This window comes from Neobacillus cucumis, from assembly GCF_023715505.1.
In genome coordinates this window covers 38,193-64,314 of the sequence record NZ_JAMBOH010000021.1, presented here as the reverse complement: position 1 = coordinate 64,314, position 26,122 = coordinate 38,193, and the positions used below count along the sequence as shown (strand labels likewise).

General features: G+C 38.8%; 24 protein-coding genes, 1 pseudogene and 1 riboswitch. Of the genes and pseudogenes, 16 read left to right on the top strand and 9 right to left on the bottom strand.

Features of this window, described 5'->3' with window-relative positions; all coding sequences use genetic code 11:
* Nucleotides 1-19 precede the first annotated feature (19 nt).
* The 6 genes from M3226_RS22970 to M3226_RS22945 all read left to right on the top strand — a co-directional run bounded on the left by M3226_RS22970 (nt 20) and on the right by M3226_RS22945 (nt 7,826).
* Nucleotides 20-1,645, top strand: a complete 1,626-nt coding sequence (locus M3226_RS22970; protein WP_251570999.1) for an ABC transporter substrate-binding protein — start codon at nt 20-22, stop codon at nt 1,643-1,645.
* 270 nt (nt 1,646-1,915) lie between these two features.
* Nucleotides 1,916-2,848: a VCBS repeat-containing protein gene (locus M3226_RS22965; RefSeq protein WP_251570998.1), complete on the top strand. Its 933-nt coding sequence runs from the start codon at nt 1,916-1,918 to the stop codon at nt 2,846-2,848.
* 302 nt (nt 2,849-3,150) lie between these two features.
* Complete coding sequence (locus M3226_RS22960) at nt 3,151-4,356, top strand: hypothetical protein (protein WP_251570997.1); 1,206 nt, start codon at nt 3,151-3,153, stop codon at nt 4,354-4,356.
* An 18-nt stretch (nt 4,357-4,374) separates the two neighbouring features.
* Entirely contained in the window at nt 4,375-5,610 is a 1,236-nt protein-coding gene (locus M3226_RS22955) for a Zn-dependent hydrolase (protein ID WP_251570996.1), read from the top strand.
* Entirely contained in the window at nt 5,607-6,782 is a 1,176-nt protein-coding gene (locus M3226_RS22950) for an amidohydrolase (RefSeq protein WP_251570995.1), read from the top strand. The genes M3226_RS22955 and M3226_RS22950 overlap by 4 nt, the downstream gene beginning before the upstream one ends.
* A 192-nt stretch (nt 6,783-6,974) precedes the next feature.
* Nucleotides 6,975-7,826 (top strand): sugar phosphate isomerase/epimerase family protein, encoded by an 852-nt coding sequence (locus M3226_RS22945; RefSeq protein WP_251570994.1) that lies wholly within the window; start codon nt 6,975-6,977, stop codon nt 7,824-7,826.
* Between the two features lie 91 nt (nt 7,827-7,917).
* Here the strand turns inward: M3226_RS22945 and M3226_RS32820 are convergent, their stop codons facing one another.
* Both M3226_RS32820 and M3226_RS22940 read right to left on the bottom strand, forming a co-directional pair.
* Nucleotides 7,918-8,136, bottom strand: coding sequence for a helix-turn-helix domain-containing protein (locus M3226_RS32820; protein ID WP_374110670.1), 219 nt, complete (start codon nt 8,134-8,136; stop codon nt 7,918-7,920).
* A gap of 209 nt (nt 8,137-8,345) precedes the next feature.
* Nucleotides 8,346-9,857, bottom strand: coding sequence for an MDR family MFS transporter (locus M3226_RS22940; protein WP_251570993.1), 1,512 nt, complete (start codon nt 9,855-9,857; stop codon nt 8,346-8,348).
* Between M3226_RS22940 and M3226_RS22935 the strand changes: the two genes are divergently transcribed.
* The 6 genes from M3226_RS22935 (at nt 9,835) to M3226_RS22910 (ending at nt 15,664) form a co-directional block, all read left to right on the top strand.
* Nucleotides 9,835-10,266 (top strand): MarR family winged helix-turn-helix transcriptional regulator, encoded by a 432-nt coding sequence (locus M3226_RS22935; protein WP_251570992.1) that lies wholly within the window; start codon nt 9,835-9,837, stop codon nt 10,264-10,266. The genes M3226_RS22940 and M3226_RS22935 overlap by 23 nt on opposite strands.
* 168 nt (nt 10,267-10,434) lie before the next feature.
* Nucleotides 10,435-12,480, top strand: coding sequence for a molybdopterin-containing oxidoreductase family protein (locus M3226_RS22930; RefSeq protein ID WP_251570991.1), 2,046 nt, complete (start codon nt 10,435-10,437; stop codon nt 12,478-12,480).
* A 262-nt stretch (nt 12,481-12,742) separates the two neighbouring features.
* On the top strand, nt 12,743-13,306 hold the full coding sequence (locus M3226_RS22925; protein WP_251570990.1) for a general stress protein: 564 nt from the start codon (nt 12,743-12,745) through the stop codon (nt 13,304-13,306).
* 138 nt (nt 13,307-13,444) lie between these two features.
* Complete coding sequence (locus tag M3226_RS22920) at nt 13,445-14,206, top strand: SDR family NAD(P)-dependent oxidoreductase (RefSeq protein WP_251570989.1); 762 nt, start codon at nt 13,445-13,447, stop codon at nt 14,204-14,206.
* Between the two features lie 370 nt (nt 14,207-14,576).
* Nucleotides 14,577-15,188: a transglutaminase-like domain-containing protein gene (locus M3226_RS22915; RefSeq protein ID WP_251570988.1), complete on the top strand. Its 612-nt coding sequence runs from the start codon at nt 14,577-14,579 to the stop codon at nt 15,186-15,188.
* An 86-nt stretch (nt 15,189-15,274) separates the two neighbouring features.
* Nucleotides 15,275-15,664 (top strand): gamma-glutamylcyclotransferase family protein, encoded by a 390-nt coding sequence (locus M3226_RS22910; RefSeq protein ID WP_251570987.1) that lies wholly within the window; start codon nt 15,275-15,277, stop codon nt 15,662-15,664.
* Between the two features lie 39 nt (nt 15,665-15,703).
* Here M3226_RS22910 and M3226_RS22905 read toward each other — a convergent pair whose 3' ends face one another.
* Entirely contained in the window at nt 15,704-16,105 is a 402-nt protein-coding gene (locus M3226_RS22905; RefSeq protein ID WP_251571023.1) for a hypothetical protein, read from the bottom strand.
* Nucleotides 16,105-16,532, bottom strand: a pseudogene (locus M3226_RS22900) (MFS transporter); the annotation flags it as partial. The pseudogene M3226_RS22900 and the gene M3226_RS22905, both read right to left, overlap by 1 nt.
* 167 nt (nt 16,533-16,699) lie before the next feature.
* Here M3226_RS22900 and M3226_RS22895 point away from each other — a divergent pair.
* Both M3226_RS22895 and M3226_RS22890 read left to right on the top strand, forming a co-directional pair.
* Nucleotides 16,700-17,131, top strand: a complete 432-nt coding sequence (locus M3226_RS22895; RefSeq protein WP_251570986.1) for a MarR family winged helix-turn-helix transcriptional regulator — start codon at nt 16,700-16,702, stop codon at nt 17,129-17,131.
* 333 nt (nt 17,132-17,464) lie between these two features.
* Nucleotides 17,465-18,562, top strand: a complete 1,098-nt coding sequence (locus tag M3226_RS22890) for a GerAB/ArcD/ProY family transporter (RefSeq protein ID WP_251570985.1) — start codon at nt 17,465-17,467, stop codon at nt 18,560-18,562.
* A gap of 130 nt (nt 18,563-18,692) precedes the next feature.
* Here the strand turns inward: M3226_RS22890 and M3226_RS22885 are convergent, their stop codons facing one another.
* The 3 genes from M3226_RS22885 to M3226_RS22875 all read right to left on the bottom strand — a co-directional run bounded on the left by M3226_RS22885 (nt 18,693) and on the right by M3226_RS22875 (nt 21,818).
* On the bottom strand, nt 18,693-19,859 hold the full coding sequence (locus M3226_RS22885; RefSeq protein ID WP_251570984.1) for a Ger(x)C family spore germination protein: 1,167 nt from the start codon (nt 19,857-19,859) through the stop codon (nt 18,693-18,695).
* A complete protein-coding gene (locus M3226_RS22880; RefSeq protein WP_251570983.1) occupies nt 19,856-21,454 on the bottom strand; it encodes a spore germination protein in 1,599 nt (532 codons plus the stop codon). Before M3226_RS22880 ends, M3226_RS22885 begins: the two co-directional genes overlap by 4 nt.
* Nucleotides 21,455-21,575: 121 nt before the next feature.
* Complete coding sequence (locus M3226_RS22875; RefSeq protein WP_251570982.1) at nt 21,576-21,818, bottom strand: hypothetical protein; 243 nt, start codon at nt 21,816-21,818, stop codon at nt 21,576-21,578.
* A 212-nt stretch (nt 21,819-22,030) separates the two neighbouring features.
* Here M3226_RS22875 and M3226_RS22870 point away from each other — a divergent pair, with 212 nt between their 5' ends.
* Nucleotides 22,031-22,621: a molybdopterin-dependent oxidoreductase gene (locus M3226_RS22870; protein ID WP_251571019.1), complete on the top strand. Its 591-nt coding sequence runs from the start codon at nt 22,031-22,033 to the stop codon at nt 22,619-22,621.
* A 395-nt stretch (nt 22,622-23,016) separates the two neighbouring features.
* Entirely contained in the window at nt 23,017-23,745 is a 729-nt protein-coding gene (locus M3226_RS22865) for a VCBS repeat-containing protein (protein ID WP_285857959.1), read from the top strand.
* Nucleotides 23,746-24,262: 517 nt separating this feature from the next.
* On the opposite strand, the gene M3226_RS22860 is transcribed toward M3226_RS22865, so the two are convergent.
* Together M3226_RS22860 and M3226_RS22855 are read right to left on the bottom strand one after the other, a co-directional pair.
* The gene (locus M3226_RS22860; protein WP_251570981.1) at nt 24,263-24,751 is read right to left on the bottom strand and encodes an undecaprenyl-diphosphatase; all 489 of its coding nucleotides are present in this window, start codon (nt 24,749-24,751) and stop codon (nt 24,263-24,265) included.
* 6 nt (nt 24,752-24,757) lie between these two features.
* Complete coding sequence (locus tag M3226_RS22855; RefSeq protein WP_251570980.1) at nt 24,758-25,543, bottom strand: alpha/beta fold hydrolase; 786 nt, start codon at nt 25,541-25,543, stop codon at nt 24,758-24,760.
* Nucleotides 25,544-25,828: 285 nt separating this feature from the next.
* Nucleotides 25,829-26,015: riboswitch (cobalamin riboswitch) on the top strand.
* Nucleotides 26,016-26,122 lie beyond the last annotated feature (107 nt).

The window sequence follows — 26,122 nt, the reverse complement described above, 5'->3', positions numbered from 1 at the left end:
GATCATTTAGGGGGACATTATGGGTTATCTAAAGAGAACAGTCAGTTTATCCGCTATCGTCTTAACATTGGCTTTAACAGCCTGCTCAGGCAAAAGTTCAACTACTTCTTCCACTGCTTCTAGTGGCTCAGCCAACAAAACCATGTATCTGGGAATGGTTAATCCGCCGATAAACTTTAGCACGATTAGCTCTCCAGACATTGCCTCTAGTTTTATAGAAAAGTTTATGTTTGATTCCTTTTTAGAAATGACAGGGCCGCAAGAGTTTGTCCCAAAATTGGCGGATTCAATTGAAACGACTGATAATCAAACTTTTACAATTAAGTTGAATCAGAATGCGAAGTGGTCTGATGGAAAACCGGTTACAGCTGAGGATGCTGCATTTACCTTTAACTTAATTGCCAACCCGAAAGTGGAAACCACGGTTGGCAACTATATCTCCGTTTTTGAAGGCCTTGATGATACAGGTAAGTTGAAAGAAGGACAGGCTGAAATTCCATCGGTCAAGATTATCGATGAACATACCGTTGAATTCAAAACGAAATCACCTGTTGATCCAAATATGATTAAGGAACAATTGGGCTCAAAATTGATGATTCTGCCAAAACATGTCTTAGAAAAGGTTGCGCCTGCTAATTTAGCAAAAGACCCCTTCTTTATGAAACCAACGGTTACAAATGGACCTTACAAGTATGTTCAATATAAAAAGGACCAATATGTCGAATTTAAAAGCAATCCAGACTATTATTTAGGAAAACCAAAGACGAATAGCCTGTTTGTTAAAATTATGCCGGCACCAAACCTAGTGGCCCAACTTCAAACAGGAGAGCTTCATATGAATGTTGCTGCAGGAATTGGAAAGATTCCGGCTCAGGATTATGAAACGGTTGAAAAGTTTAACAATGTAAAAACGAAGGTGGAACCAACGATTGGTTTTCAAACGATGATGTTTAATACCACAAAAATAACAGATGCCAAAGTTCGTCAAGCACTCGTTTACGCCCTCGACCGTGAAAAGTTTGTAGATAAGCTATTGAAAGGAAAAGGGGAAATAGTAGATGGGCCCTATACTTCGGTCAGTCCTTACCTGGATAAGGATTTAGAAAAATTCACCTACGATCCTGGGAAAGCAAAACAATTGTTGAAGGAAGCTGGCTGGGACTTTAACCATACCCTTCAATTAGTAGTCCCAATCGGTAATAAAGTCCGTGAACAGTCTGCGGATATTATTACCCAAAACCTACAGGACGTGGGAGTAAAGGTTAAAGTCACAACCTACGATTTCCCTACGATCATGCAAAAAGGAAAAGCAGGAGAGTTTGACTTGTTATTAATGGGCTTTACATTCAATTTGGATCCAGAAATATCAACTCTTTATAGTAAAGCTGGTTCCTATAACTTTATGAGATATGATAATCCAAAGTCAGATGAGCTGCTGTTAAAAGGTCAATCAGAAGCAGATCCAGATAAGAGAAAAGAAATTTATGATGAGCTGCAAGCCATTTGGGAGAAAGATGTTCCGATCATTTCACTTTATTCAGATTATGATTTTGCAGCCATTTCCAAACAAGTACAATTTGGAGGGCCTAAGATATTCGGATTCCATAATAACCTTCAGGATTGGTCTCTAGTTGGAGCAGAATAAGTAATAAGTTATCCAACAATCAATGGAAAAAAGAGCTATCAAAAAGAAACATAAACATGTTTCTTTTGATGGCTCTTTTGTTTTTAAAATAATATCCCCAGGTAAAGTTTTTTTTCAAGGCTAGCAATAGCTCAGTTACCTGAATTTTTTTAACTGGAGAAAACGATAGAACCTACGAGACTTTAACCCATGTAGAACTGAGCTAAGAATGCTCCTCTAAATTCGCACATATAAAATAATAAGAAGAATAATAGGATAGGTGGGTTGTAGATGGTCACCAATGATTTCAATAAGGAGCGCCATCACTATTATACAAAAATACGTGAAACCAATCATCCCTATTATTGGTACTGTTTGGCTAATACGCAGGCAAGAGCCGGATTAACAAAGGAAGCACTACAAACAATTGATATGGCTTTGTCTTTTCCCAATCCTTATCCTTCAAAACACAAACTCTTAGAAATACGGGCGGGACTGCAATCAGCTGAATCAAGACAAATACATACTAATAGTCCATCCGTAGTAATGGTAAAGAGGGGCGATATTGACGGAGACGGTATAAAAGACAATGTCTTTCTAACTGCAAATAAGCCCCCTGATAGTCCATTTTGGAAAGATATCACTTTAGTTGTCCAAAATGGGAGGACACATCACTATGATCACATCCATTTCAAAAATAACTCTGGATACAACCCCACACTATTTCTAGGAAATTTTACAGGCAAAAAGGGCGATGATATTTTAGTGGTCATTGATACTAGAGGAAGTGCCGGCACGGTTTATGAGTATATCTTTTCTTATATGAACGGTCAAATAAGGCAAATATTTGATTCAGATGCATTCAATGATTCCTATAAGTACGATGTGACATATGAAAATCAATATAAAGCAAAGGTAATCAGTTATCATCTCAGAGAAAAGTATATTCTTGACCTTACTTATAAGGGGAAGGAATATTTATCGGAAATCTATAACCCCCAAGGTATTTTAAGGGCTCCAATAAATGGGTGGGTTAATCCTTTGTCAGGTCTATACCAGATTGATTTTAACAGGGATAATAGATATGAACTCGAAGCGTATCAAAGGATAGCCGGCAGGTATAATGCGGACAGTCTGGGATATGTACAAACTGTTTTGAAATGGAATGGTCAGGAGTTTGGTCCTGAAAGGCAATCAGTGGCTATCTCTGGCGGAGAAATGTAACAATTGGACGGATAGTAGTATGTAAAGGCAAAGGACTCCCTAAATCGGAGTCCTTTTATTTTCCATTCACATTGGATCTTGGATCGGATTTTCATCACAATTATTATTAGAATAATATAATTATTTGACCATTATAAGAAAACAAACACTGGTTTAACTATTAATCCCTTTCTGTAAACGATCGCGATGTTTTTCTAAAATTTACAATTGACTGAAAAATAAAATTATATTATTATTCTAATAAATAAATCTATTTCGTACTACGAAAAATAATTATCATCATAGAGAGGTAAGGTGTAGTTATGTCGCAAATGCTAGCATTAGTCATTGTAATTCTTATTTTATTTATCGGGGATTTTGTAGCAGTACGTACAAAAGCATGGGTACCTTCCATTTTTATCTGTGCGGTGTTGTTTCTAGTTGGGTATTGGACCTTTTTTCCTAAAGACATCGTTTCGATATCAGGTATTCCGCCAGTTGTAGCAACCATGTTTATGTACCTTTTAATTACCAATATGGGAACATTGTTATCGCTTCAAGAGTTAAAAAACCAATGGAAGACCGTTGTCATCGCTCTATCAGGAATACTTGGGATCATTGCCCTTTTACTTGGAGTTGGCAGTTTTATTTTTGGTTTTAAAACGATCGTTGTCGCGATCCCTCCTTTAGTTGGCGGTGTGGTATCTGCCTTAATCATGTCAGAGGGGGCAAAGGAAGCAGGCCTCGCATCCTTGTCTGTTTTCGCGATTGTCATTTATGTTATGCAAGGATTTGCAGGATATCCACTTACATCCATCATGTTGAAAAAAGAGGGAAAAAGACTTCTTTCCCAATACCGTAACGGTCAATTAGTGATAAATCAATCACAAAAAGCAGCAAATGAAGTGGCAGCAACCACAGAGGCAGGAAGGGTAGAATTAAAGCTTTTTAAAAACATGCCAGAGAAGTATAATACAGATTTCTTTAAATTTTTAAGACTAGCGTTTGTTGGATTTCTTGCCTATGAAGTTTCAACTCTATTAGCGCCAGTTGTTTCTATAAGTCCTTTTGTACTTTGTTTATTATTTGGGGTCATCGCAAAAAGTATCGGTTTCTTAGAAAAGCAGGTTTTACAAAAAGCAAATGGATTCGGGTTGGCCATCATGGCGCTTATGCTTTTCATCTTTGATGGTTTAAAGCAAGCAACACCAAGCATGATGCTTGAAATTATTTATCCACTTATTGGGACCATTGTTATTGGTGTGCTTGGGATGTATATCTTCTCATTTGTTATCGGTAAAGCCTTAAAAGTAAGCAAAGAAATGGCATTTGCTGTGTCATTAACGGCGTTATACGGATTCCCGGCTGACTACATCATTACAAATGAAGTCATCAAGTCATTAACCAATGATGAAAAAGAAAGAGAAGTACTAACAAGCCACATGCTGCCTCCAATGCTTGTTGGTGGATTTATCACCGTTACGATTGTTTCGGTAATTTTAGCAGGTATCTTTGTGAAATTCTTGTAAAAAATCGGAGGGATAGGAATGGGAGAACTTCAAAAAAGAATTGAAGAGCATATTGAAACGTTAAGTAAATTTACGGCAACACCCGGAAATGGGACAACAAGGCGTACCTATAGCAAGGAAGACAAGCAGGCACGGGATTATATAAAAGATAAAATGATGGAATACGGCTTACAGGTTCGTGAAGATGGTTTCGGCAACATTTTCGGCAAGCTGGAGGGGACTCTTAAAGAGGCCCCGAGCGTTCTCCTTGGTTCCCATTTTGATTCCGTGCCAAATGGAGGTTCGTATGACGGTCCTGCAGGGGTAGTTGCCGGATTAGAAGTTGCAGGTCTTTTTGCTAAAAACAAACTTACACCTAAATACCCATTGGAAGTCATTGCGCTTATTGAAGAAGAGGGTGCGAGGTTTGGCGGAGGATTAATGGGTTCAAGGGGAATCACCGGCTTACTTAGTGATGAAGATTTCAAACAGTTAAAAGATAAAGATGGCATCTCTACAGAAGAAGCGATGAAAAAAATCGGTTTAGATCCATCGCTTCCTAAAAAGAGAGATCCTAAGACCATGAAAGCATTCTTGGAACTACATATTGAACAGGGTCCAATTCTAGAGGAAAAGAAAATTCCAATTGGTGTAGTCGAAGCTATAGTCGGCTTGACTCAATTTGAAATAACGGTAGAGGGACAGGCGGGGCATGCTGGGACCACGCCAATGAATCGCCGTTCGGATGCGTTAGTTGCAGCAGCAACCATGATTGCTCAATTTCCGAACCTTGCCATTGAGGAAGGAGAGGGCACGGTGATGACAACGGGGCAATTACAGGTGTATCCAAACGGTGCGAATGTCATTCCAAATAAAGTCGTCTTCACGGTAGATTTACGTTCCAGCAAGGAAGAGCATATCGAAAATGTCATTCGGAAAATGAATAAGTTGATAGACTCCAATAGTAAAGATGGAATTCATATTTCAGCCGAGCAGCGGTTATGTATGAAACCGAAGGTAATGAACCAGGAAATCATTGATCATTTGAAACAATCAAGCCTTCGTTTTCATATCCCGTACTGTTCCATCAACAGTGGGGCCGGACACGATGCCATGGTGTTTTCGGATTATACAGATGTTGGCATGATATTTATTCCAAGTAAAAAGGGATTAAGCCATTGCCCTGAAGAATGGTCAGACTCTCGGGATATCGCCAAAGCAGTAGAAATATTCTACGAAACAGCCAAGAAATTAACGGAGGCGGAAGAGCAATGATGAATGAAAAAATTAAAGAAGCGATAAAAAACTATAGTGAAGAATTGACTGCCTTACGCAGAAAGCTCCATAGTGAGCCCGAGCTTTCCTGGGAGGAAGAAAAAACAACCGCTTTTGTGTGTGGGTATCTTGAGAAATTAGGTATTCCTTATCGAAGAACAGTGCCGACCGGTGTGATTGCTACCATTGAAGGTGGAATACCAGGAAAAACGGTCGCTTTAAGAGGGGACATGGATGCATTATCGGTAGAAGAATTAAATAAAAATTTGCCTTATGCCTCAAAAGAAGAAGGAAAAATGCATGCTTGCGGCCACGATGCTCATACGGCCATGCTCCTCATCGCTACCAAAGCATTAGTGGAACTAAAACAGGAGTTGCCTGGGACGGTCCGTCTATTGTTTCAGCCTGCTGAAGAAGTAGCAGAAGGGGCCAAAGCACTGGTGAAGCAAGGAGCTGTTGAGGGAGTGGACAACGTTTTTGGCATACATATCTGGTCACAAATGCCAACTGGCAAAGTATCTTGTCCAGCAGGCCCTTCTTTTGCATCGGCAGACCTATTTAAAGTAACTTTCAAGGGTAGAGGCGGTCATGGAGCGATGCCGCATGATACTATTGATGCAGCGATTGTGGCTTCTTCCTTCGTTATGAATATACAAACAGTGGTTTCCAGAACGGTTGATACTCAAAAGCCTGCTGTGGTCACAGTTGGAAAAATGGTGGTCGGGACTCGATTTAATGTCATCGCCGAAAATGCAGTCATTGAAGGAACGGTTCGCTGTTTTGATCCAAAAACAAGAGACCATATAGAAAAGCAAATCCAGCATTATGCTGATCACGTTGCAGCAATATATGGTGCGACGGCTAAGGTGGAATATACAAGAGGAACCCAAGCTGTTATTAATGATGAATACAGTGCAAGTCTGGTTCAAAGCGTGGTAAAAGAGGCATTTGGCGAGGATGCTGTCTATTTTGAAAAGCCAACCATGGGCGGTGAGGATTTCAGTGAGTATCTTGAAAGAGTTCCTGGCAGCTTTGCTTTGGTAGGAAGCGGTAATCCAGAAAAAGATACAGAATGGGCACACCATCATGGTAGATTCAATATTGATGAAGAGGCATTAACTACAGGAGCTGAACTGTACGCTCAATACGCTTGGACTTATCTAAATCAATAAAACTAATAAAGGTACCTTCGATAGGTGCCTTTTCATTTTTCTGGAAAATTAATAGATAAACCAATGACGAAATTTAAAAGAAACAAAATGCCGTTAAGCTACAAATGGTCAAACACATGAACCAATTTGGCATTCTAATAACCTCCTAGATGTTTTAAAATAGTATTCGGTTAAGACAAAGGGGGCTTTTAAATGGCGATAACAGTTGGTTGCTTTGCTTTAGTAGATCCTTTTTCTGTTTTAGAGCATCAATTGAAGCGTATTAGGGAAATGGGTTTCCGTTATGCGGATGTTATAGATAATCGTGATGGGGGACAGCTTGGAGTCGAGTTTGGTTTTGCTGCGACAGCAAGCTTAGATGGCAACCCATATGATTTAAAACGTATGTTTGAAAAGGAAGAACTTACCATCACCACTTTTTGCGCTCACGCCAATTTACTTGATCCTACTGCCCCGTGGCGTTATGGTACGTCTCAGATTATTAAAGCCATCCGTTCAGCTGCGGCAATTGGTGTGGATTATGTCATTACAACGGAAGGTGAGCCTTCAACTGAGTTTGTCCATCAGTTGACAGAAGACCAGAAGATTTTTACCGTTATCGAAAAGCTGTATGAACCCCTTCGATTAGCAAGGGACTATGGCGTGACTCTCCTATTAGAACCACATGGAGAATTAACGGATTCGATTCCCAGTCTAGAAAAACTGATCCACGGACTGGGTAACCCAGATCACCTTGGAATTAATCTAGATACAGAAAACTCCTGGTTAGGCGGAACTGACCCTGTAGATTTCACCCAAAAATTTGCTAGTAAAATCAAACATGTTCATTGGAAAGACCTCCCTGCTGATATGGAAAGTGTGAGAGGAACAAAGTTTGGATGTGGAATGAGTACGATTGCACTTGGTACAGGAGTTATTGATATTAAAGGCGTTTTTGAAACCCTCGTTGCAAGTGGATTCAATGGTCATACTACTCTGGAGATTGCTGGAGATGAAGCGGTTATGCAGAGCTATGAATATATTAAAGGTTTAGGTGCGGATTGATTAGGGAGAGAAAGTTATTTTAGTAGTTCCATAATAATATAATGATTTAAACGAGGCATCTTAATGAAAACATTAAGGTGCCTCTAATTTTTTATCTGGTAGGATTCAATCTATATTCAGAAGGAGATTTGAAAGTCCAGCGTTTAAATTGTCTACTAAAATGAAATACAGAGGAAAAACCTAATTCAGAGGATATTTCATCGACCCCTTTATTCGTTAACAACAACAATTCTTTCGCTTTTTTAACTTTCAAATTGGTATAGTACTGTCTTGGGGAACTCCCAAAGACTTGAGTGAAAATCGCGTACAATGGCTGCGGCTGTATCCAAAGACTTCCGATACCTCATTTATATTTAATGAGCCGAATTATTTTGTTTACTATTATATCAGAAAGTTTAGTTTAAGAATGGTTACATTCTAACGTTCATATTATTTTACAAAAGGAGTGAAGTCTGATGGACACATTTCTGTATTTGTCTATAGAACCAAAAACGAAGCCGCCCTATGGAGGCTTTACGTTTAATGCTGAACTTGCTTTTGCTGCTCCATTACCTTCTTATGTGAAGGAAGGAAGAAAGTAGCGACCAGGTTTGCGACCCCGATAAAAAATACGAGAATAAACACAAGGTGCATCCCATGGGCGAGCCCCTCATGGATCATCGAAAGGACACTTGCAGGCAGCTTATTAATGGCTCCTGAACTTAAAACATCACTAATATTAATATTAATATTACCTCCATCACCCGATCCTCCGGCTGAGTGTTCTTTTCCATAAGAAATTAGCGAATTGTTAAAAATCGTTCCAAAGACAGCAACTCCAACTGTTTGGCCAATGGACCTAGTAAAGGTGTTGGAAGCCGTTGCCGCTCCACGCATTTGCCAGCCAACCGCTGATTGAACGAGAACGGTTGTTGGGGTTGTCGCGTAACCCATCCCAAGACCAATGACAATCATAATCCCTACAAAATACCAATACGGTGAATCAAGTTCCACAGCCAGCAGCCATGTTCCACCGAGGGCAATCAACACTGCACCAAGAATCGCCGTTAATTTAGAACCAATTTTATACATATAACGCCCGGCAAAAGTGGCACCTAAAGGCCAGGCAATCGACATTGGCATGAGCGTTAGTCCTGAGCTCGTCGCACTGTGTCCAAGAATCGTTTGAATCCACATTGGCAAATAAACATTCACCCCAATGAGGACAGAACTTGCTAGGAAGCCGATCAGATTGGAAACGAGGATCACTGGAATCTTAAATAATGATGGAGGAAGCATCGGTTCCTTCACCTTGGTTTCAATATAGCCAAAGAGTACAATAAAGAGCACCGAAACAGCAAACAGTGTATAAATCGCTGTTGAATTCCATGCATATTTCTGTCCCGGACCAGCATTTAGAAGTGCGTATAATAGAGTAGAAATTCCAATGGTAAAAGTAATTGCTCCAAGATAATCAATTTTACGGTCCTTCTTCAATTCTACTGTTTCATGGAAGAAGACAGTGATTAACACAAGCGATACTAAACCGACCGGCAAATTGATATAGAAAATCCACCGCCAGCTGATTTGGTCCACAAAAAATCCGCCCACCAATGGGCCAAGAAGACCGGCAATTCCCCAGACCGCACTAAATACTCCCTGCATTTTGGCACGCTGTTCTCCAGGGTAGAGGTCACCAATAATCGTAAAGGTTAACGGCATGACCGCACCGGCACCAATTCCTTGAAAAGCACGGAACCAAATTAATTGAGTCATTGTATGGGCAGCACCTGATAGCATCGAGCCGGCCACAAACAAAATAACCCCAGTGATAAAAATTTTTTTCCTGCCGAATAAATCAGCTAATTTCCCGTAAATGGGCGTTGTTACAGAAGTGGTAAGCGTATAAATAGCAAAGACCCAACTGATTAATTTTAACCCGCTGAGGTCACTGACAATCCGCGGCATGGCGGTACTGACAACTGTGACATCAATGGCGACTGAATAATCTATGGACTCGGAGGTTTGTATGGAAGAAGTTAAAACAAACATTACATTAGATATCTTTAGGAGCTCCAATCTCTTAAGCAGATATGGAGCAAAAATGGTTTCGGAGGTAGGCCTGAATAGCATACAGCAATGGGTGATTCTTAGAACCATCATTAGTAGAGGAGAAATTTTCATTGGTGAACTAAAAGAAGAAATGCTTGTAACGAAACAAAATATGACCGGGATGATTAATCGCCTGCAGCACTCCAATTTAGTTACTCTATTTCAAGACCCTGAGGATAAAAGACGAACTCGAGTGAAGATAACAGAGGAAGGAATCCGTGTTTATGAGCAATTGAAATCGTTACGAAATGATTTTAATGCCCAGACCTATCATATTTATAGTGATCAAGAAATAGTGGTCTTAAGCGATTTACTTAGCCGTCTCGTTGAGCATTTGAAAGAGGAGTAATGGATATCCAGTTAATAGGTAAACCGAGTTCTTTAATCATTTCCTTTATTTAGTTATACGGTCCTGAATTGTACAGGTCTTGGCGAGTTTATGTCGAATTAATCAGAATAGAAAACATTCATTATACATAACAAATGGTGCCTGACACCAATGGAAAGGAGACCATTTATGACCGCTTTTGTTGATCGCCCAAATGGTATTTTCCCTTCGGTTTGTTCGCTAGATTGCCCGGATCAATGCGGGTTGCTCCTTCATAAAAAGAACGGAAAAATTATCAAGGTAGAGGGTGACCCTAATCATCCAGTCACAAAGGGGTTTATTTGCAACAAGGTTCGTAATATGGCGGAACGAATCTATGATGAAAAACGGCTAAAATATCCAATGAAACGCAACGGTGCGAAAGGTGAAGGGAAATTTGTCCGAATAAGCTGGGAGGAAGCCATTGAAACGATTACCACCCGCTGGAAGGAACTGCTGCAAAACGAGGGTGCCGAAAGTATTCTGCCCTACAGCTTTTATGGAAATATGGGAAACCTTAGTGCTGAAGGGATGGACCGCCGCTTCTTCAATCGTTTGGGATCCTCTCAACTCGACAGGAGCATCTGTAACTCTGCAGGTGCAGTTGGTTATAAATATACAATGGGCGCAAGTCTCGGAACAGATCCTGAGGATACAATCCACACCAAGCTGTTTATTTTTTGGGGGATTAATGCTGTAAGTACCAACATGCACCAAGTTGCTCTTGCCCAACAAGCCCGGAAACAAAATGGCGCTAAAATCATTGTTATTGATGTCCATAAAAATCAAACTGCTAGATTAGCAGACTGGTTTATTCCTATTTTACCTGGGACTGATACCGCTCTGGCTTTAGGATTGATGCATATTTTATTCTCCGAGAACATGGTGGATTCTGCATTTCTGAAGCAATATACAGTCGGTCATGAGCAACTGCGTGAACATGTTATGCAGTATGACCCTGCTGCTGTATCAAGTATTACCGGCATACCGGCAGAGGATATTGTTCAACTGGCAAGGATGTACGGGAAAACTTCCCCGGCCTTTATTCGAATTGGAAATGGCCCGCAGCACCACGACAATGGCGGTATGTTTGTAAGAACGATTTCCTGCCTCCCTGCTCTAACAGGACAGTGGTTAGTAAAAGGAGGAGGGGCTATCAAAGGAAATTCCGCTTACCTGGCCCACCATACTGTTAATTTACAGCGGCCAGATTTGTTGAAAAATAAAAAAACGCGGGTCATTAATATGAACTTGCTGGGAGAAGCCCTGCTCACGTTAGATCCTCCATTAAAATCGCTCTATGTATATGGGAGTAATCCAGCCGTTGTTGCGCCAGCTGGCAATAAGGTTCGAAGAGGATTGAAACGTGAAGACTTATTTACTGTTGTCCATGATTTATTTTTAACAGAAACGGCAAACTACGCAGACATTGTTCTACCAGCCACATCTTCTTTTGAAAACATCGATTTTTATACATCGTATTGGCATCATTATATTCAGCTTCAACAGCCTGTAATCGAACCATTCGAGGACGCAAAGTCAAACCTGGAGGTGTTCCGACTGCTAGCTAAAGGAATGGGTTTTACTGAATCGGCTTTTGATGAGACAGAAGCAGAATTGATTGGGCAATCACTAGCGAATCCCATGAATTCTTATATGAAAGAAATAACTTACGAATCCTTAAGGGAACATCATTATCTTAAGGCAAAAGTGAAATTTCCTGACAGGCTCCCAACGGCGAGCGGAAAGATTGAGCTATTTTCCGAAAAGATGAAACAGGACGGATATACTCCATTACCAACCTATGAACCTTTAAAAAATGACTCTGATCACCCTTTTCACTTTATAGCGGGGCCGAACCATAGCTTTTTAAATTCAACATTTGCGAACCAGTCAACGCATGTTAGGCTCGAAAAAGAGCCTCAAGTGGTTTTAAATCGTTACGATGCTGAAAAATTGGGAGTAACACATGGAGAGAAGGTCCGAGTTTGGAACGAACAAGGAGAATGTATCCTTAAAGCGAGTGTTGGTAACAGCGTCCTTCCAGGTGTAGCAGTGACCCAAGGCCTTTGGGGAGCAGATAAAGGAACAAAACAACTGGTCAACACTCTTACTCCAGACCGTATCGCAGACATGGGCGGGGGTGCCACTTTTTTTTCAGGCAGAGTTACGGTCGAAAAATTAACTGGTGCCTGACACCAAAAACCACCCATAGATGTTACTTATTATATTTCCTGTATTGTTCATCGGGTTTATTTTGCTCTTCCCTTTTCACATTTTGAATATCATCACTTATTTTCTGTCTTAAGGTTAGAGCCACCCCATTAGGAACATTTGAGTGAAAATACAAAATAAACCAATTTCGTGATCAGAATGTTTATACTTAAAGAATAAATGTTTCATTCCTCCCTAGGGCGGGTAGCTATAATAAGAACTACCAATCAAAGGAGGAATTTCAATGTATGAACATGAAAAACATTTGGTGGGAGTTTACGATACTGAACAAGAGGTAATCCAGGCGGTTGAAGATTTAAAACGACAGGGTTATGCTTCCGAAGATATTTCAGTTATCGGGAAAAACAAAGACGCTGTAAAAGACATTAATGATACGATTGGTACGACAACTGAAAAAAGCGCTCTTACTGGAGCTGCAACAGGCGGTGCACTTGGTGGGATATTAGGACTCCTTGCTGGCGTAGGAGCCCTCGCTATACCAGGTGTCGGACCTATTGTAGCGGCCGGACCAATTGCTGCTACCCTGACTGGGGCGGTTGCTGGAGCAGGAGTAGGTGGTTTGGCAGGAGTTTTAATTGGATTAGGAATTCCTGAAGAAGAGGCTGACCGTTACGAAGGCTATGTAAAAGAAGGTAAATTCCTTGTTGTGGTGGAACGCCGACAAAACCGTCTAGGAGAAGGGCAACGAGTGGATACCCCTGTAAACCAACACGATCCAGACGGTACCATTCGATCGAATGGTCCACACAATACTCCGGTCACTTCTTTGAATCAAATTACGAGCTGAGACACAACAGAAAATTTTAATGATTAGAAGTGAAAAGGGTACTGTCTTCAAGTGGAGACGGTACCCTTTTTCGTCTTTTATTTTTTTCGATAATGACGCTAAAATGGATAATAGTTTACATGAAAAGGAGATTTTAAAATGGACTTGCAATTGAATGGAAAAAATGTACTCATAACTGGTGGCTCAAAGGGAATTGGCAAAGCCATCGTCAACGCGTTTGTGGCGGAGGGAGCGAATGTCTCAATAACGGCCCGAAAGCTGGAAGCTTTAGAAATCGCAAAACAAGAGCTTGGGGGCAGCGTTTCTATTTTCCAAGCAGATATCACCAATGCGGACGAACGTGGAAAAATGTTTCAATCGGTTATAGAACAATACGGAACGATTGACATCCTAATTAATAATGCTGGCGGGAGCAATGGCGGGAAAGCAACTGAAACGGAAATGGATATGTTTTATCAGGCAATGGAGCTGAATTATTTTTCAGCAGTCCATTTAAGCAAGTTGGCTGTGGAGCATATGAAAAAGCAGCGATCGGGTTCAATTATCAATATTACGTCTATTTATGGAAGGGAAAGCGGAGGGAAAGTTACTTATAATAATGCCAAATCCGCACTAATCAGTTTTACGAAGTCGTTGGCAGATGAGGTAATCCCATATGGAATTAGGGTAAACAGTATCGCGCCCGGAAGCATCTTGCATGAAACGGCCAACTGGCAAAAACGCATCGAAGCAGATCCGGAAGGCATTAAAGAATTTGTGAAAAAGGAAATTCCAGCTGGCCGATTCGGCACACCGGAGGAAATCGCCAATGTGGCGCTGTTTCTAGCCTCCGTAAAAGCATCATGGATTGTAGGTGCGAGTATTAATGTGGATGGCGGACAGTCGAAAATGAATTTTTAAGATGAATTGATGAGGCTGATTCAAAAGGGTCGATAAATGACGACTCTTTTGAGTCAGTTTTGTATTTACTTTCTGTTTTTTGAACTTATTTGGAGAACTTAATGATATATAAAGGCAAATATGTACTGTATTTTCGAGAAGCAAGCCCTAAAAAAATAACAGCCACGGCATAGATAAAATAGGTTTTCCTCAAGTAACCGGTAACTTCATTATTAGATAAAAATTTAGGAGCCAATTGAATCACTCTTTAAAGAAATTATGTTGTCTATTATTATATTAGTAAGTTTAGTTAAAGAATGGTTGCATACCAACGTTGTATATTAATATAAACGAATGTTTAATTATGTAAAAAAATATGGAGTGGTGTTAATTGGAACTGATTGTGGAATCAGCAGACTTAAAAGATTATTTAAAAGAATTAGATGAAGTCGATTTTTCGCATCCTTTAATTAAAGAAGCGGTTGCTGAAATGTTTCATGATGGACAGACAGAAATTGAAAAAGTGAGGACTGCCTTCGAATTTGTAAGAGATACAATATCTCATACATGGGACATTCAAAGTACAATAGTTACTTGTAAAGCTTCAGAGGTACTTAAATACAAAGAGGGTATATGTTACGCAAAATCAAATTTATTGGCTGCTTTATTAAGGTCGGAGGGAATACCGACGGGTTTTTGTTATCAACGACTTATGATATTCGATACACCAGATAAAGGTTATTCACTACATACGCTAAATGGAGTTTACCTTAGTTCACTTAACCGATGGATTCGCTTAGATGCCCGTGGAAATGAACCTGGAGTCCAAGCAGAATTTTCTATAGATGAAGAAATTTTAGCATTTCCAATTCAAGAAAAGTTCGATGAAATAGATTATCCGACTATTTTTTCTACACCAAATCCTAAAACAATCACTACTTTACAAAGTAATATAAATGCATTAGAAATGTACAAGCACCATCTACCCGATATTTTGTCATAAGCGAGGTCTTTCGGCGACCATTGAAACCTGCAAAGAATTTTACGTCAAATAAAAATGCTGGAATTGAACAATAGGAGGAAAGTTGGATGAACAACATTTATGTCTTTGTGTATGGAACATTAAGAAAAAATGAAAGTAATCACTATTTACTGAAGGAGGCTACATTAATCGCCCGGAAGGCGTGGACGAGTGGACGTCTTTTTGATACAGGCCTCGGTTACCCAGCATTGAAGGAATCAATGAACGATAGAGTCTATGGTGAAATATATCTTGTATCCGAAGAACAGCTGTATAGGCTAGATGAATTGGAAGATTACCGTCCAAATGATAGAAATAACTTATACAACCGCAAGAAGCAAGTTGTTTTTTATGATACTGATAAAATAGAAGCCTATCTATATTTTATTGCCGGACATCAGGAATCACTGTTGAAAAATCATATCGAATCAGGTGATTGGAAGCTTTACACATCTTAGTAAAAGTATGAAGAAAGCCGCCCTAGGGCGGCTTAACGATTAATGCTGGACTTGCTTTTGATGCTCCATTACCTTCTTGTGTGATGGAAGGAAGAAAGTAGCGATGAGGTTAGCCACCCCGATAAAAAACACAAGAATAAACACAAGGTGCATCCCATGGGCGAGCCCCTCATGGATCATCGTAAGAACACTTGCAGGCAGCTTATTAATGGTTTCTGAACTTAAAACATCACTAATATTGCCTCCACCGCTCCATCCTCCGGCTGCATGTTCTCTTCCAAAAGTAATCAGTGAGTTGTTAAAAATCGTTCCAAAGACAGCAACCCCAACCGTTTGGCCAATGGACCTAGTAAAGGTATTTGATGCGGTTGCCGCTCCACGCATTTGCCAGCCAACCGCTGATTGAACAAGAACGGTTGTTGGAGTTGTCGCGTAACCCATCCCCAGACCGAACTAAACACTCCCTGCATTTTAGCTCGCTGTTCTCCAGGGTAGAGGTCACCAATAATCGTAAAGGTTAACGGCATGACCGACCAGCCCCAATTCCTTGAAAGGCTCGGAACCTAATTAATTGAGTCATCGTATAAGCAGCACCTGATAACATCGAGCCTGCCACAAATAAAATAACGCCAGTTATAAAAATTTTTTTTCGCCCAAATAAATCAGCTAATTTACCGTAAATGGGCGTCGTAACAGAAGTGGTAAGCGTATAGATCGCAAATACCCAGCTGATTAACTTTAACCCGCTGAGGTCACTGACAATCCGCGGCATGGCGGTACTGACGACCGTAACATCATTGGCGACTAATAGAATAGCAACCAGCATCGCAACGGTGACCATTTTACGATTTGTTGTTGTTGTTGGCATGTTTTGTCTCCTTCATTTAAAAAATAGTAAAATAAAAATATGGCAAAATCTAATTGTCAAGGTATTGACTAAATTAGTTTAAGTTATCTTCGTAATTTAGTCAACAACTTGACTAAATTTTTCAATCCCATTAAGATAATCAATAATCTATGGACGCGGAGGTTTATATGGAAGAAGTTAAAACAAACATTACGTTAGATATCTTTAGGCTCTCCAATCTCTTAAGCAGATACGGAGCAAAGATGGTTGCAGATGTTGGACTCAATAGCATACAGCAATGGGTGATTCTTAGAACCATCATTAATAGCGGAGAAATTTCAATTGGTGAACTTAAAGAAGAAATGCTTGTAACGAAACAAAATATGACCGGGATGATCAATCGCCTGCAGCAATCCAATTTAGTTACTCTATTTCAAGACCCTGAAGATAAAAGAAGAACTCGGGTGAAGATAACAGAGGAAGGAATCCGTGTTTATGAGCAATTGAAATCTTTACGAAATGATTTTAATGTCGAGACTTATCATATTTATACTGATCAAGAAATAGTAGTTTTAAGCGATTTACTTAGCCGGCTGGTTGAGCATTTGAAAGAGGTGTAATGATATCAAGTTAATTGGTAAACCCATTTTTATTCCATGTCTTTATTTAGTTAGTTATTCGTTTCTTTTCATCAAACATACAGTGCAATTAAAAAACAGTGTTCTAACTGGGAAGCCACGCAGTACATAAACGATATCCGCTTATTCTTATTCATTCCAAGCCCCTTTCCATGGGGCTTTTATTTTTTTACATGCCAACCCAAATATTTAAGGGAACGGTCCGCAAGTTATGTTTAATCAAAAAACTCTTTGTCTAAAATAGTTTATTGAATGTTCCATTATATTTCCTTCTTAGAATCATTTCTTATCAAAACTCGAGGTGGCAATAAAAGAATGATTCAAATCACCAAAATTCAATTATTTATGCTCATTATGTTATTTGAAGTGGGAAGCACAACCCTTTTTGCGCTTGGAATCGCTGCTAAACAGGATGCTTGGCTGGTTGTTTTACTAGCTTTCTTTATCGGAACAGGTTTGATATGGGTATTTACACAAATCCCAAGAATTTGTCCTGATCAAAATTTTTCCGAAATTCTAAATACGGCAGTAGGAAGAAAATTAGCCATTCCTTTGTTGATTATTTACGCAGCCTATTTTTTAGACAGTGCCAGTTACAATTTTTATGAATTTGGAGCACTGATTAAAATGACGGCGCTGCCGATGACACCTCTTCTCGTTATCCTTTATTTTTTTATGCTGGTATCGATCTACATCCTATCGTTAGGCTTTGAAGTATTAGCAAGAACCGGTGAAATTTTATTGCCAGTCTTTATTATTTTTCTGATTACTATCTATATTTTCACCATGTTTTCGGGTCAATTTGATATAAATGGATTACTTCCTATTTTAGGAAATGGAATTAAACCGCTTTTAGGGAAAACCTTACTCGACGTTGTGGTATTCCCTTTTGGTGAGCTTGTCGTTTTTATTATGTTTTGGCATTTTGTTAATAAGCAGGAAGGCATACGGAAAATTACCTTTTTGGCTGTGGCGTTTTCAACATTCTTAATCATCTTTTCACTAATTATCATGCTTGCTATTTTGGGGCCAGATCTCACAGCGAATACTGAGGTTCCATTATTGCAAACGATTCTATCTATTAACATCGCTGACTTCATCACGAATTTAGACTTACTAGCCGTTTTAATCATGTTTATTGGCGGCTTTTACAAAATGAGTTTGCATTTTTACGCCGGTGTCCTTGCAATTATCTGGATATTTAAAATCCAAAATATAAGATGGGTGATTCTTGCTTTAGGACTAATCTTCCCGATTTACAATAATATGCGATTTGAAAATATGGCCTATCACCGGTGGCTTGGTTTTGAGGTTCACACGTATGCGATGGCCATGATCAACCTTATGAGCATATTATTATTAATTGTTATTTTTCTTAAGAAAAAAGTGATGAGCTCAAAAAAGAGGAGATAGAGATGGTAATCCTAGAATTAATCAGGAAAGCTGATTTAATAAGTAACTTCATATTAATCGGAAGTTTCATGTTTATTTTGACCTTTCTCCTGTTGATTGCTTTCCATCTGTTTACGTTAATGTTCAGGCGTTAATTTTTGGCTTGGAATGGTCCCCGCATTAACCCGGTAGAATTGATTTTAAAATGAACATTTACTGTATAAGGGACTTCAGCAAAACGTTCATTCCAATCATTTTTTACTTGATTCCATACCTTTGGTTCTTCTTTGTTTAAAGCTCTTCCAAAACCAAAAATATCAGAATGGAATTCTTTTTGCGCTTTTTCTATAGCTAATTTGATATATTTTTCAATTTGCTTGTTCATTTTTTCTTCTGTCTTCTTCATATGTTCAAGTTTTCTTGTATTGTCTTCAAGTGATGTCATAACTTCCTGTTCGGTGATAATCCCTTCACCTTCAACGTTAATGGTAAAAGAGATGTCATTTCCTTTTACGGTTGGTTTTATGGTTGTATCGGATTTTTTCACTTCAACCGATTCATATCGATCTTCATTTACAGGTGAGGGGATGGATACCGCTCCCGATTCTATTTCACTTTTACACCATCGATAGCCGATTGTTTGACGTTCATTTAAATAGCCAATTAATTTATCCTTATTAAAAACAGCTCCGCCGGACAATTTTACATGTTTTTTTGAAAATTTGTCTTTTTCAAATTCTAACACCCCAACTACGGGTTCAATTCCGCTTCCGATCGACTCTTTATAAAAATTAAGCAGATTGATTTTAGTTGCTTTTAACTGAAATTTCGTATCTTCAATCATATCTCTTAATCTTAAAGCAGGGATGGGTTCGATTCCCCCTGTATCTGATTCCAGAATTTCTCTTGCTTGTGCATTCTTTGCTATACATACGAACACATAACCCCGGATTTCTTTCCCGCGCTGAAAAAAGTCAAGAACTGGCAACAGACCTTCTTTTGCCAAGTCTTCACCGATTACAATGACTTTATTGTGAGCATAAAATCCTTTACGGTCGAATTCTAAATTGGATTTCCTTATGGCTTCGAAGATGGTCTTTCCCGTAGTAACTACTTTTTCAACGGGCTTTTCGGTACTGGGCGATTGTGTACTTAGTGCCTCCGGTCTTAACATTTGAGTGGAAACAATAAATTCCCCGGAATCCGGATCTTTATCAACGGCAATACCCATTACGATTCCCAGCTGCTTTAATTCAGTCCGGTCCCAGCAACCTGTCAATAGCAATAAGCAAGTACAACAGATAACCACCTTTTTCACGTCTGACCCTCTCTTTCATCCTTATTGGGAATACTAGGTTTGTTGCCAAATCCTGACCTTTTAGAATTTTCCTGAGTGATGGATTGCGGCCGAGAATTAAAAAGCCAAATGGGCAGGCGGATAATCGAATCCTTCCATTCACTCCAAATAATAGGCGCTTGTGGTGTTAAATAGGGGGTTCCAAAAGACCTGAGAGAACATAAATGGCCCAGGATCATCATAAAACCCATTAATATTCCATATAAACCCAATGCACCCGCTAATATCAGCAAAAGAATTCTAGATAAAATAATCGCATCATTAAATGCAGATACCACAAACCCGGCAATCCCTGTAATGGCAATACCGATCACCATGGCCGAGCTGACCAAACCTGCTTGAACGGCTCCTTCTCCAATGACTAAGGCACCAACAATGCTGATCGCAGAACCTACAGGCCTGGGCATCCTTACTCCTGCCTCTCTCAGAAGTTGAAAGACGATTTCCATTAACAATGTTTCAATAAAGATAGGGAAGGGGACACGTTCTTCCCCAGCAGCCATTGTTGCCAGCAAGAGTGACGGAACCATCTCTTGATGATAGGTGGTAAGGGCGATATAAAAGGGCGTGGCCGCAACAGCAATGAATAGAGCTAATAATCTTAGTAATCGAATTAAGGAGGATAAATAAGGCCGGGAGTAGTAATCCTCTCCGACTTGTAATCCCTCTACAAATAGAAAGGGAACGGTCAAGACAAATGGTGTACCATCACAGAGTATTGCCACTCTTCCTTCCAGCAATTTTGAAGCAACTTTATCAGGTTTTTCGCTATTTCCAACAGTTGGAAATAGCGAAAAAGGGCTGTCTTCGATAAATTGTTCCACATATCCTGATTCCAATATGGAATCCACATTGATATGCTGCAGCCGAGTACGTACCTCTTCCACAACCTTTTCATTGGCAATCCCTTCGATGTAGCCCATACGAATATTCGTTTTGGTTTGTTTGCCAAGCTTTATATTTTCAAACTTTAATCGGGGGTTGTTAATTTTTCTGCGAATTAACGCAGTATTGACCTTTAACACTTCATTAAAACCTTCGCGAGATCCTCGTACACTTGATTCAGTATCTGGCTCGGTTACATTCCTTGTTTCAAAACCTTGTGTACTCATGGCGAGTGCCGAATCAAATCCATCTATAAAAAGAACGGTTTTTCCGGTTAAAACACTGTCAATAACTTGATCTATCTTTTTTAGCTCTTGGATATCTGCCGTGTGAAGAATCCTATTTCTTGTAATGGTAAGTAAACTGCTTTGATCATAGTGTTGAGTTGAAAAATTGGGTTCCATTAACGGCTTTAAAATATGTAAATTTATATAATCATCATTCACTAATCCATCTAAATAACAAATGAAAACCTTATACGTCTTTTGGTTCAAAAACTCAAACTCTCTATATAGGATATCATCCGTTTTTCTAAAAATATTTTTTAATAAAGAAAGGTTTTCTGCCAAGTGTTTATCAATATATTCGTCAGTAGTAACAACCTGTTTATTGGGTTTAGAGGATAGACTTTGAGGAATGATTTTCTTTAATGATTGAAATAAACTGCGCATTTAGTTTCCTCTTTCAGTTTTTAATGAATTCGATTCTGTTATTATTTGTAAACGGATAGAAATCATTCCTTTTGCCACACTTGAACCGTTTAAGAAATTACCTATAACGAAGCAAAATAAATTAGCGTTGCAATTTATCAATCACATTAGACAGATAGTTTTGATAGTTAGAGGAAATTATAAAGAGGACGATATGGATTAGGAATTCCTGAAGAAGAGGCTGACCGTTACCAAGGTTATGTAAAAGAGGGTAAATTCCTTGTTGTGGCGGAACGCCGACAAAACCGTCTAGGAGAAGGACAACGAGTTGATACCAGTGTAAACCAAAACGATACAGACGGAACCGTAAGATCAAATGTTCCATACAATACTCCGGTCACTTCTTTGAATCAACTACGAACTTAGGCAACAACAGAGAATTTTAAGGATTGAAAGTGAAAAGGGTACTGTCTTCAAGTGGAGACGGAACCCTTTTTCATTTGATCTAGGCAGGACACTAACTTGGTTTTCTTGATTTATTTTGTAGTATACTATACGAAACACTGTGATTTAATGAGGAAAAAAGGATGGTGTATGATGGAAAAGCAGCTTCCACCCGGCCAATTTGAAACAGAAAAATGGCCCATACTGCACAAAGGGGATATCCCCGTGTTTAATAAGACCTATTGGAATTTCAGACTTTTTGGTGAGGTAAAAGAAGAAAAGGTCTTATCATATAAAGAAATCATGGGGCTTCCAAAGACCATCTCAACCGTTAACATGCATTGTGTTACAACCTGGTCTAAGTTTGATACCACTTTTGAAGGCATTGCCCTTAGAGAGTTATTAAAATTTGTAGAAATCGATGAAGAGGTTAAATACATTAAAATTTACGGTTACTATAATGGGGATAGATTTGGTTATTCTGCCAACTTGCCGCTCGAGCCTTTACTAGGGGACGATTCTTTGTTTGTCTACCGTTGGAAGGATCAACATCATGATTGGCAGGATATCGATCCCAAACATGGTTATCCACTAAGGTTTATTCCACCAGAAACATTTTATCTTTGGAAAGGCTCCAAATGGGTGTCAGGGATTGAGTTTATGAAGGAAGATGAGGCAGGTTTTTGGGAAGAGTTTGGCTATTCGATGACAGCCAATCCATTTAAAGAAGAACGGTACCGTTAGCACCAAGGATATCTAGAGAGACTTCATGAAAAAAAGCAGGTAATGGCTGGCAATAGCTCAGGTACCTGCTTTTTTTATGGAAAAAAAGATGGAACCTACGAGACTTTAACTCATGGAAAACAGACCTTGGAATGCTCCTGTGGATTCGTACATAAGCCTTTATGGAGAATAATATGACAGGTGGGTTGCAGGTGGACACCAATGATTTTAATAAAGAGCTCCATCATTATTACACAAAAATACGTGAGACGAATAATCCCTATTATTGGTACTGTTTGGCTAAAACGCAAGCAAGAGCTGGATTAACAAATGAAGCACTGCAAACAATTGATCTGGCTTTGTCTTTTCCCAATCCTTATCCTTCAAAGCATAAACTTTTTGAAATACGGGCGGGACTGCAATCTGCTGATTCAAGACAGATAAATACTAATAGTCCATCCATCGTAACAGTAAAAAGGGGTGATATTGACGGAGATGGGATAAAAGATAATGTCTTTCTTACTGCCAATAAAACCCCTGATAGTCCATTTTGGAAAGATATCACTTTGGTAATCCAAAATGGGAGAACACATCATTATGAATACATCCATTTTAAAAATAACTCTGGATACAATCCAGCCCTGTTTCTGGGGAATTTTACAGGCAAAAAAGGCGATGATATTTTAGTGGTCATCGATACCGGAGGAAGTGCCGGCACAATTTATGCGTATATCTTTTCTAATATGAACGGTCAAATAAAGCAGATTTTTGATTCAGATGCATTCAATGATTCCTATAAGTACGATGTGACATATGAAAATCAATACAAAGCAAAGGTAATCAGTTTTCATCTCAGAGAAAAGTATATTCTTGACCTTACTTATAAGGGGAAAGAATATTTATCGGAAATCTATAACCCCCAAGGAATTTTAAAGGCTCCTATTAAGGGGTGGGTGAATCCTTTGTCTGGTTTATACCCGATTGATTTTAACAGGGACGATATCTATGAACTCGAAGTATATCAAAGGATAGCTGGCAGGTATAATGCGGACAGCCTGGGATATGTACAAACTGTATTGAAATGGAATGGTCATGAGTTTGGTCTTGACAGACAGACGGTGGCCACCTTTGGTGGGGAGATGTAACAATGGGACCTTTTAATAAAAGAAATGAACCAAAATTTATTTACGTAACCTAAGAGGCCTAATGGAATAATTGTTAATCCAAAATTAGCTAGGGTGGCATCGATGTAGTTGAAAACTTTGAAAATTATATAGAATTACCTACTAAATAGGATGTAAATGAATATCAGATAATGGGAAACTTTTGCCTAACTGTATGAGATCATCGAAAGGAGGAAACCTTATCTAGGGCAATTAAGGGAAAGGGTGCTTTTAGAAGATTTAAGGACAAAATTATAGATTGTGGAATGGAAGACTAATGGTATTCATACCGAAACGAGTTTTTTAAACAAATTGCGATTGAGTGGTGTCGGCAAAATAAAATAGACTTTATTGATTAGAAAAGACAGGAGGTGATTACTAATACAAAAGGCAATCACCTTTTCTTATTAAACTAAACCAGCAGATTTTTTGTCAACATTTTCTAATGAAAAATCATAATACCTCATAGGCGCTGCAATTTTCTTAAGAGTTTTCATTGCTATTTCCTATGTAATAATTTATGAATAATCGCACTTGTAAAAGAGCCTAATACAGCACTTCCTGCAATGTCAGAAGGATAATGATGTCCTAGCCAAATTCGTGACAATCCCGTTATAAAAGAAAACCCCAACATAATAGATCCAAGGATGCGTTGTTTAAACAGGACTATTGTTGATACGGCGAAAGCTATTAGAGTATGTTTACTTGGAAAGGACGAATCGAATTTAGAAGGGGTAAGTATCCCTACTCTCCCTTCAATAAATGGGCGGGGCTTAAAATAAAATAACTTAATTATAAAATGCAAGAATAACGAAATCATGATAGACACTACTGCTTCAATAGTTACATTTCTTTTTTTAAAAAGCAAAATCACTAAAATAATAAAGAAAACAAATTTCATCTTTTTGGAAATAAGTATCATTAATTTATCTATTAATAAATGACGTCCGGAAAGCGAATTTATTAAATGAAATAGTTTAACATCCAAGCTTACTCACCTCTGTTTTCCTGGAAGGTTTTGGATAAAGTGATAAATAACATCATTTAATTTACTTGCTGCTTTTGTTGGGACCTGATGTTTAATGCCTTCAACAAAGGTTATTTCATTTTGAGGTAGTTTCGTATGTAGTTGTTGTGCATAATGATAAAATGTTTTATCTTTTCCACCATAAATAAGGGAAATTGGCATAGTAATGTTCTCTAGTTGATCGGAAATGTTATAGTTCAAACAGTAATCATAGTATTGCAAGATGTTTCTAACATCACCTTTTTTAGCTTCTAGAAACATCTTGTGGAACAACTCTTTTGTATTTGAATTACTATTGGATATTGACCGGGCTAAAACAGGCAATGCCCCAATCTTTGCAAGGTTTTTAGCAAGGCGAATTCTGTTTTTTAGACGCCAGTCACTTACCTCAGACATTCCACTAATAATGATTCCACCTAAAGCACGCCCTTTTGATGTTGATAATAAAAATTCCAATAGGATGGATGCCCCTGCTGAATACCCACATAAAATGGCTTGCTTAATAGCCAAATGGTCCATTAGTTTTTTTATATCCTCAACGATTAGTGGATAGGTAATAGGATTTCTTGAAAAAGGACTCCTTCCATGTCCTCGTATATCAAAGGTGATAACCTGAAAATAACGAGAAAGTCCTTCTAACTGGTATATGAAATTTATTGAAGTTAGAACGGGTGGATGAATAAATATGATTGGAATCCCGTTACCTTTAACAGTGTAGTAAAGGGTACTCTCCTCAACTTCGAGGATTGGCATTATATCACCTCAAATTAATAATTTCTTGATTTGCTTTCATTTATTATTTGGTTCATTTTGTTGAATCATACCAAAAAGGCTTGGTCTTCCTAGCATTTTTAGAACCTTTAAATTGTGTCATCATTTTTAATAAGTATGATAATATTCTTATTAAAAAAAGCCAGACAAGATCGATCCTCGGAGTTGACCAAAATGGAATATAAATTAAGGGAATTAAAAAAGCACTTGATATATTCTATTTGTTAGACTAGTATAATTATTATCTCTTAAAAATTACATACGAATTTGTTAACAATTAGTTAAGATGCCTTAGGGCTTAATAGGGAATCTGGTGCAATACCAGAACTGTCCCCGCAACTGTGAGTGTGGACGAAATAGACAAACCACTGAGACGTATTTATGGACGATACGGGAAGGGTCTAAAGTAGGAAGATACACAAGTCAGGAGACCTGTCTTAGCTTTTATAGTTTCGATTTCTTCGGGGGTTGAGAAGATGGAACGTTAGGACAAAAAGGATTATTGATTAACTTTCTTTTTGTGCTGACGTTTTATCCGTTCAACTAACGTTGAACGGATTT

What these genes read in the sequence shown, in the direction of transcription:
- M3226_RS22955 (WP_251570996.1), top strand. Translation starts at nt 4,375, where the DNA reads ATGGGAGAACTTCAAAAAAGAATTGAAGAGCATATTGAAACGTTAAGT.
- M3226_RS22880 (WP_251570983.1), bottom strand. Translation starts at nt 21,454, where the DNA reads ATGCGCAGTTTATTTCAATCATTAAAGAAAATCATTCCTCAAAGTCTA.
- M3226_RS22870 (WP_251571019.1), top strand. Translation starts at nt 22,031, where the DNA reads ATGGAAAAGCAGCTTCCACCCGGCCAATTTGAAACAGAAAAATGGCCC.
- M3226_RS22905 (WP_251571023.1), bottom strand. Translation starts at nt 16,105, where the DNA reads ATGGGTTACGCGACAACTCCAACAACCGTTCTTGTTCAATCAGCGGTT.
- M3226_RS22910 (WP_251570987.1), top strand. Translation starts at nt 15,275, where the DNA reads ATGAACAACATTTATGTCTTTGTGTATGGAACATTAAGAAAAAATGAA.
- M3226_RS22925 (WP_251570990.1), top strand. Translation starts at nt 12,743, where the DNA reads ATGTATGAACATGAAAAACATTTGGTGGGAGTTTACGATACTGAACAA.
- M3226_RS22895 (WP_251570986.1), top strand. Translation starts at nt 16,700, where the DNA reads ATGGAAGAAGTTAAAACAAACATTACGTTAGATATCTTTAGGCTCTCC.
- M3226_RS22875 (WP_251570982.1), bottom strand. Translation starts at nt 21,818, where the DNA reads ATGGAACATTTGATCTTACGGTTCCGTCTGTATCGTTTTGGTTTACAC.
- M3226_RS22890 (WP_251570985.1), top strand. Translation starts at nt 17,465, where the DNA reads ATGATTCAAATCACCAAAATTCAATTATTTATGCTCATTATGTTATTT.
- M3226_RS22960 (WP_251570997.1), top strand. Translation starts at nt 3,151, where the DNA reads ATGTCGCAAATGCTAGCATTAGTCATTGTAATTCTTATTTTATTTATC.
- M3226_RS22940 (WP_251570993.1), bottom strand. Translation starts at nt 9,857, where the DNA reads ATGTTTGTTTTAACTTCTTCCATACAAACCTCCGAGTCCATAGATTAT.
- M3226_RS22950 (WP_251570995.1), top strand. Translation starts at nt 5,607, where the DNA reads ATGATGAATGAAAAAATTAAAGAAGCGATAAAAAACTATAGTGAAGAA.
- M3226_RS22855 (WP_251570980.1), bottom strand. Translation starts at nt 25,543, where the DNA reads ATGCCAATCCTCGAAGTTGAGGAGAGTACCCTTTACTACACTGTTAAA.
- M3226_RS22930 (WP_251570991.1), top strand. Translation starts at nt 10,435, where the DNA reads ATGACCGCTTTTGTTGATCGCCCAAATGGTATTTTCCCTTCGGTTTGT.
- M3226_RS22965 (WP_251570998.1), top strand. Translation starts at nt 1,916, where the DNA reads ATGGTCACCAATGATTTCAATAAGGAGCGCCATCACTATTATACAAAA.
- M3226_RS22920 (WP_251570989.1), top strand. Translation starts at nt 13,445, where the DNA reads ATGGACTTGCAATTGAATGGAAAAAATGTACTCATAACTGGTGGCTCA.
- M3226_RS22970 (WP_251570999.1), top strand. Translation starts at nt 20, where the DNA reads ATGGGTTATCTAAAGAGAACAGTCAGTTTATCCGCTATCGTCTTAACA.
- M3226_RS22935 (WP_251570992.1), top strand. Translation starts at nt 9,835, where the DNA reads ATGGAAGAAGTTAAAACAAACATTACATTAGATATCTTTAGGAGCTCC.
- M3226_RS22945 (WP_251570994.1), top strand. Translation starts at nt 6,975, where the DNA reads ATGGCGATAACAGTTGGTTGCTTTGCTTTAGTAGATCCTTTTTCTGTT.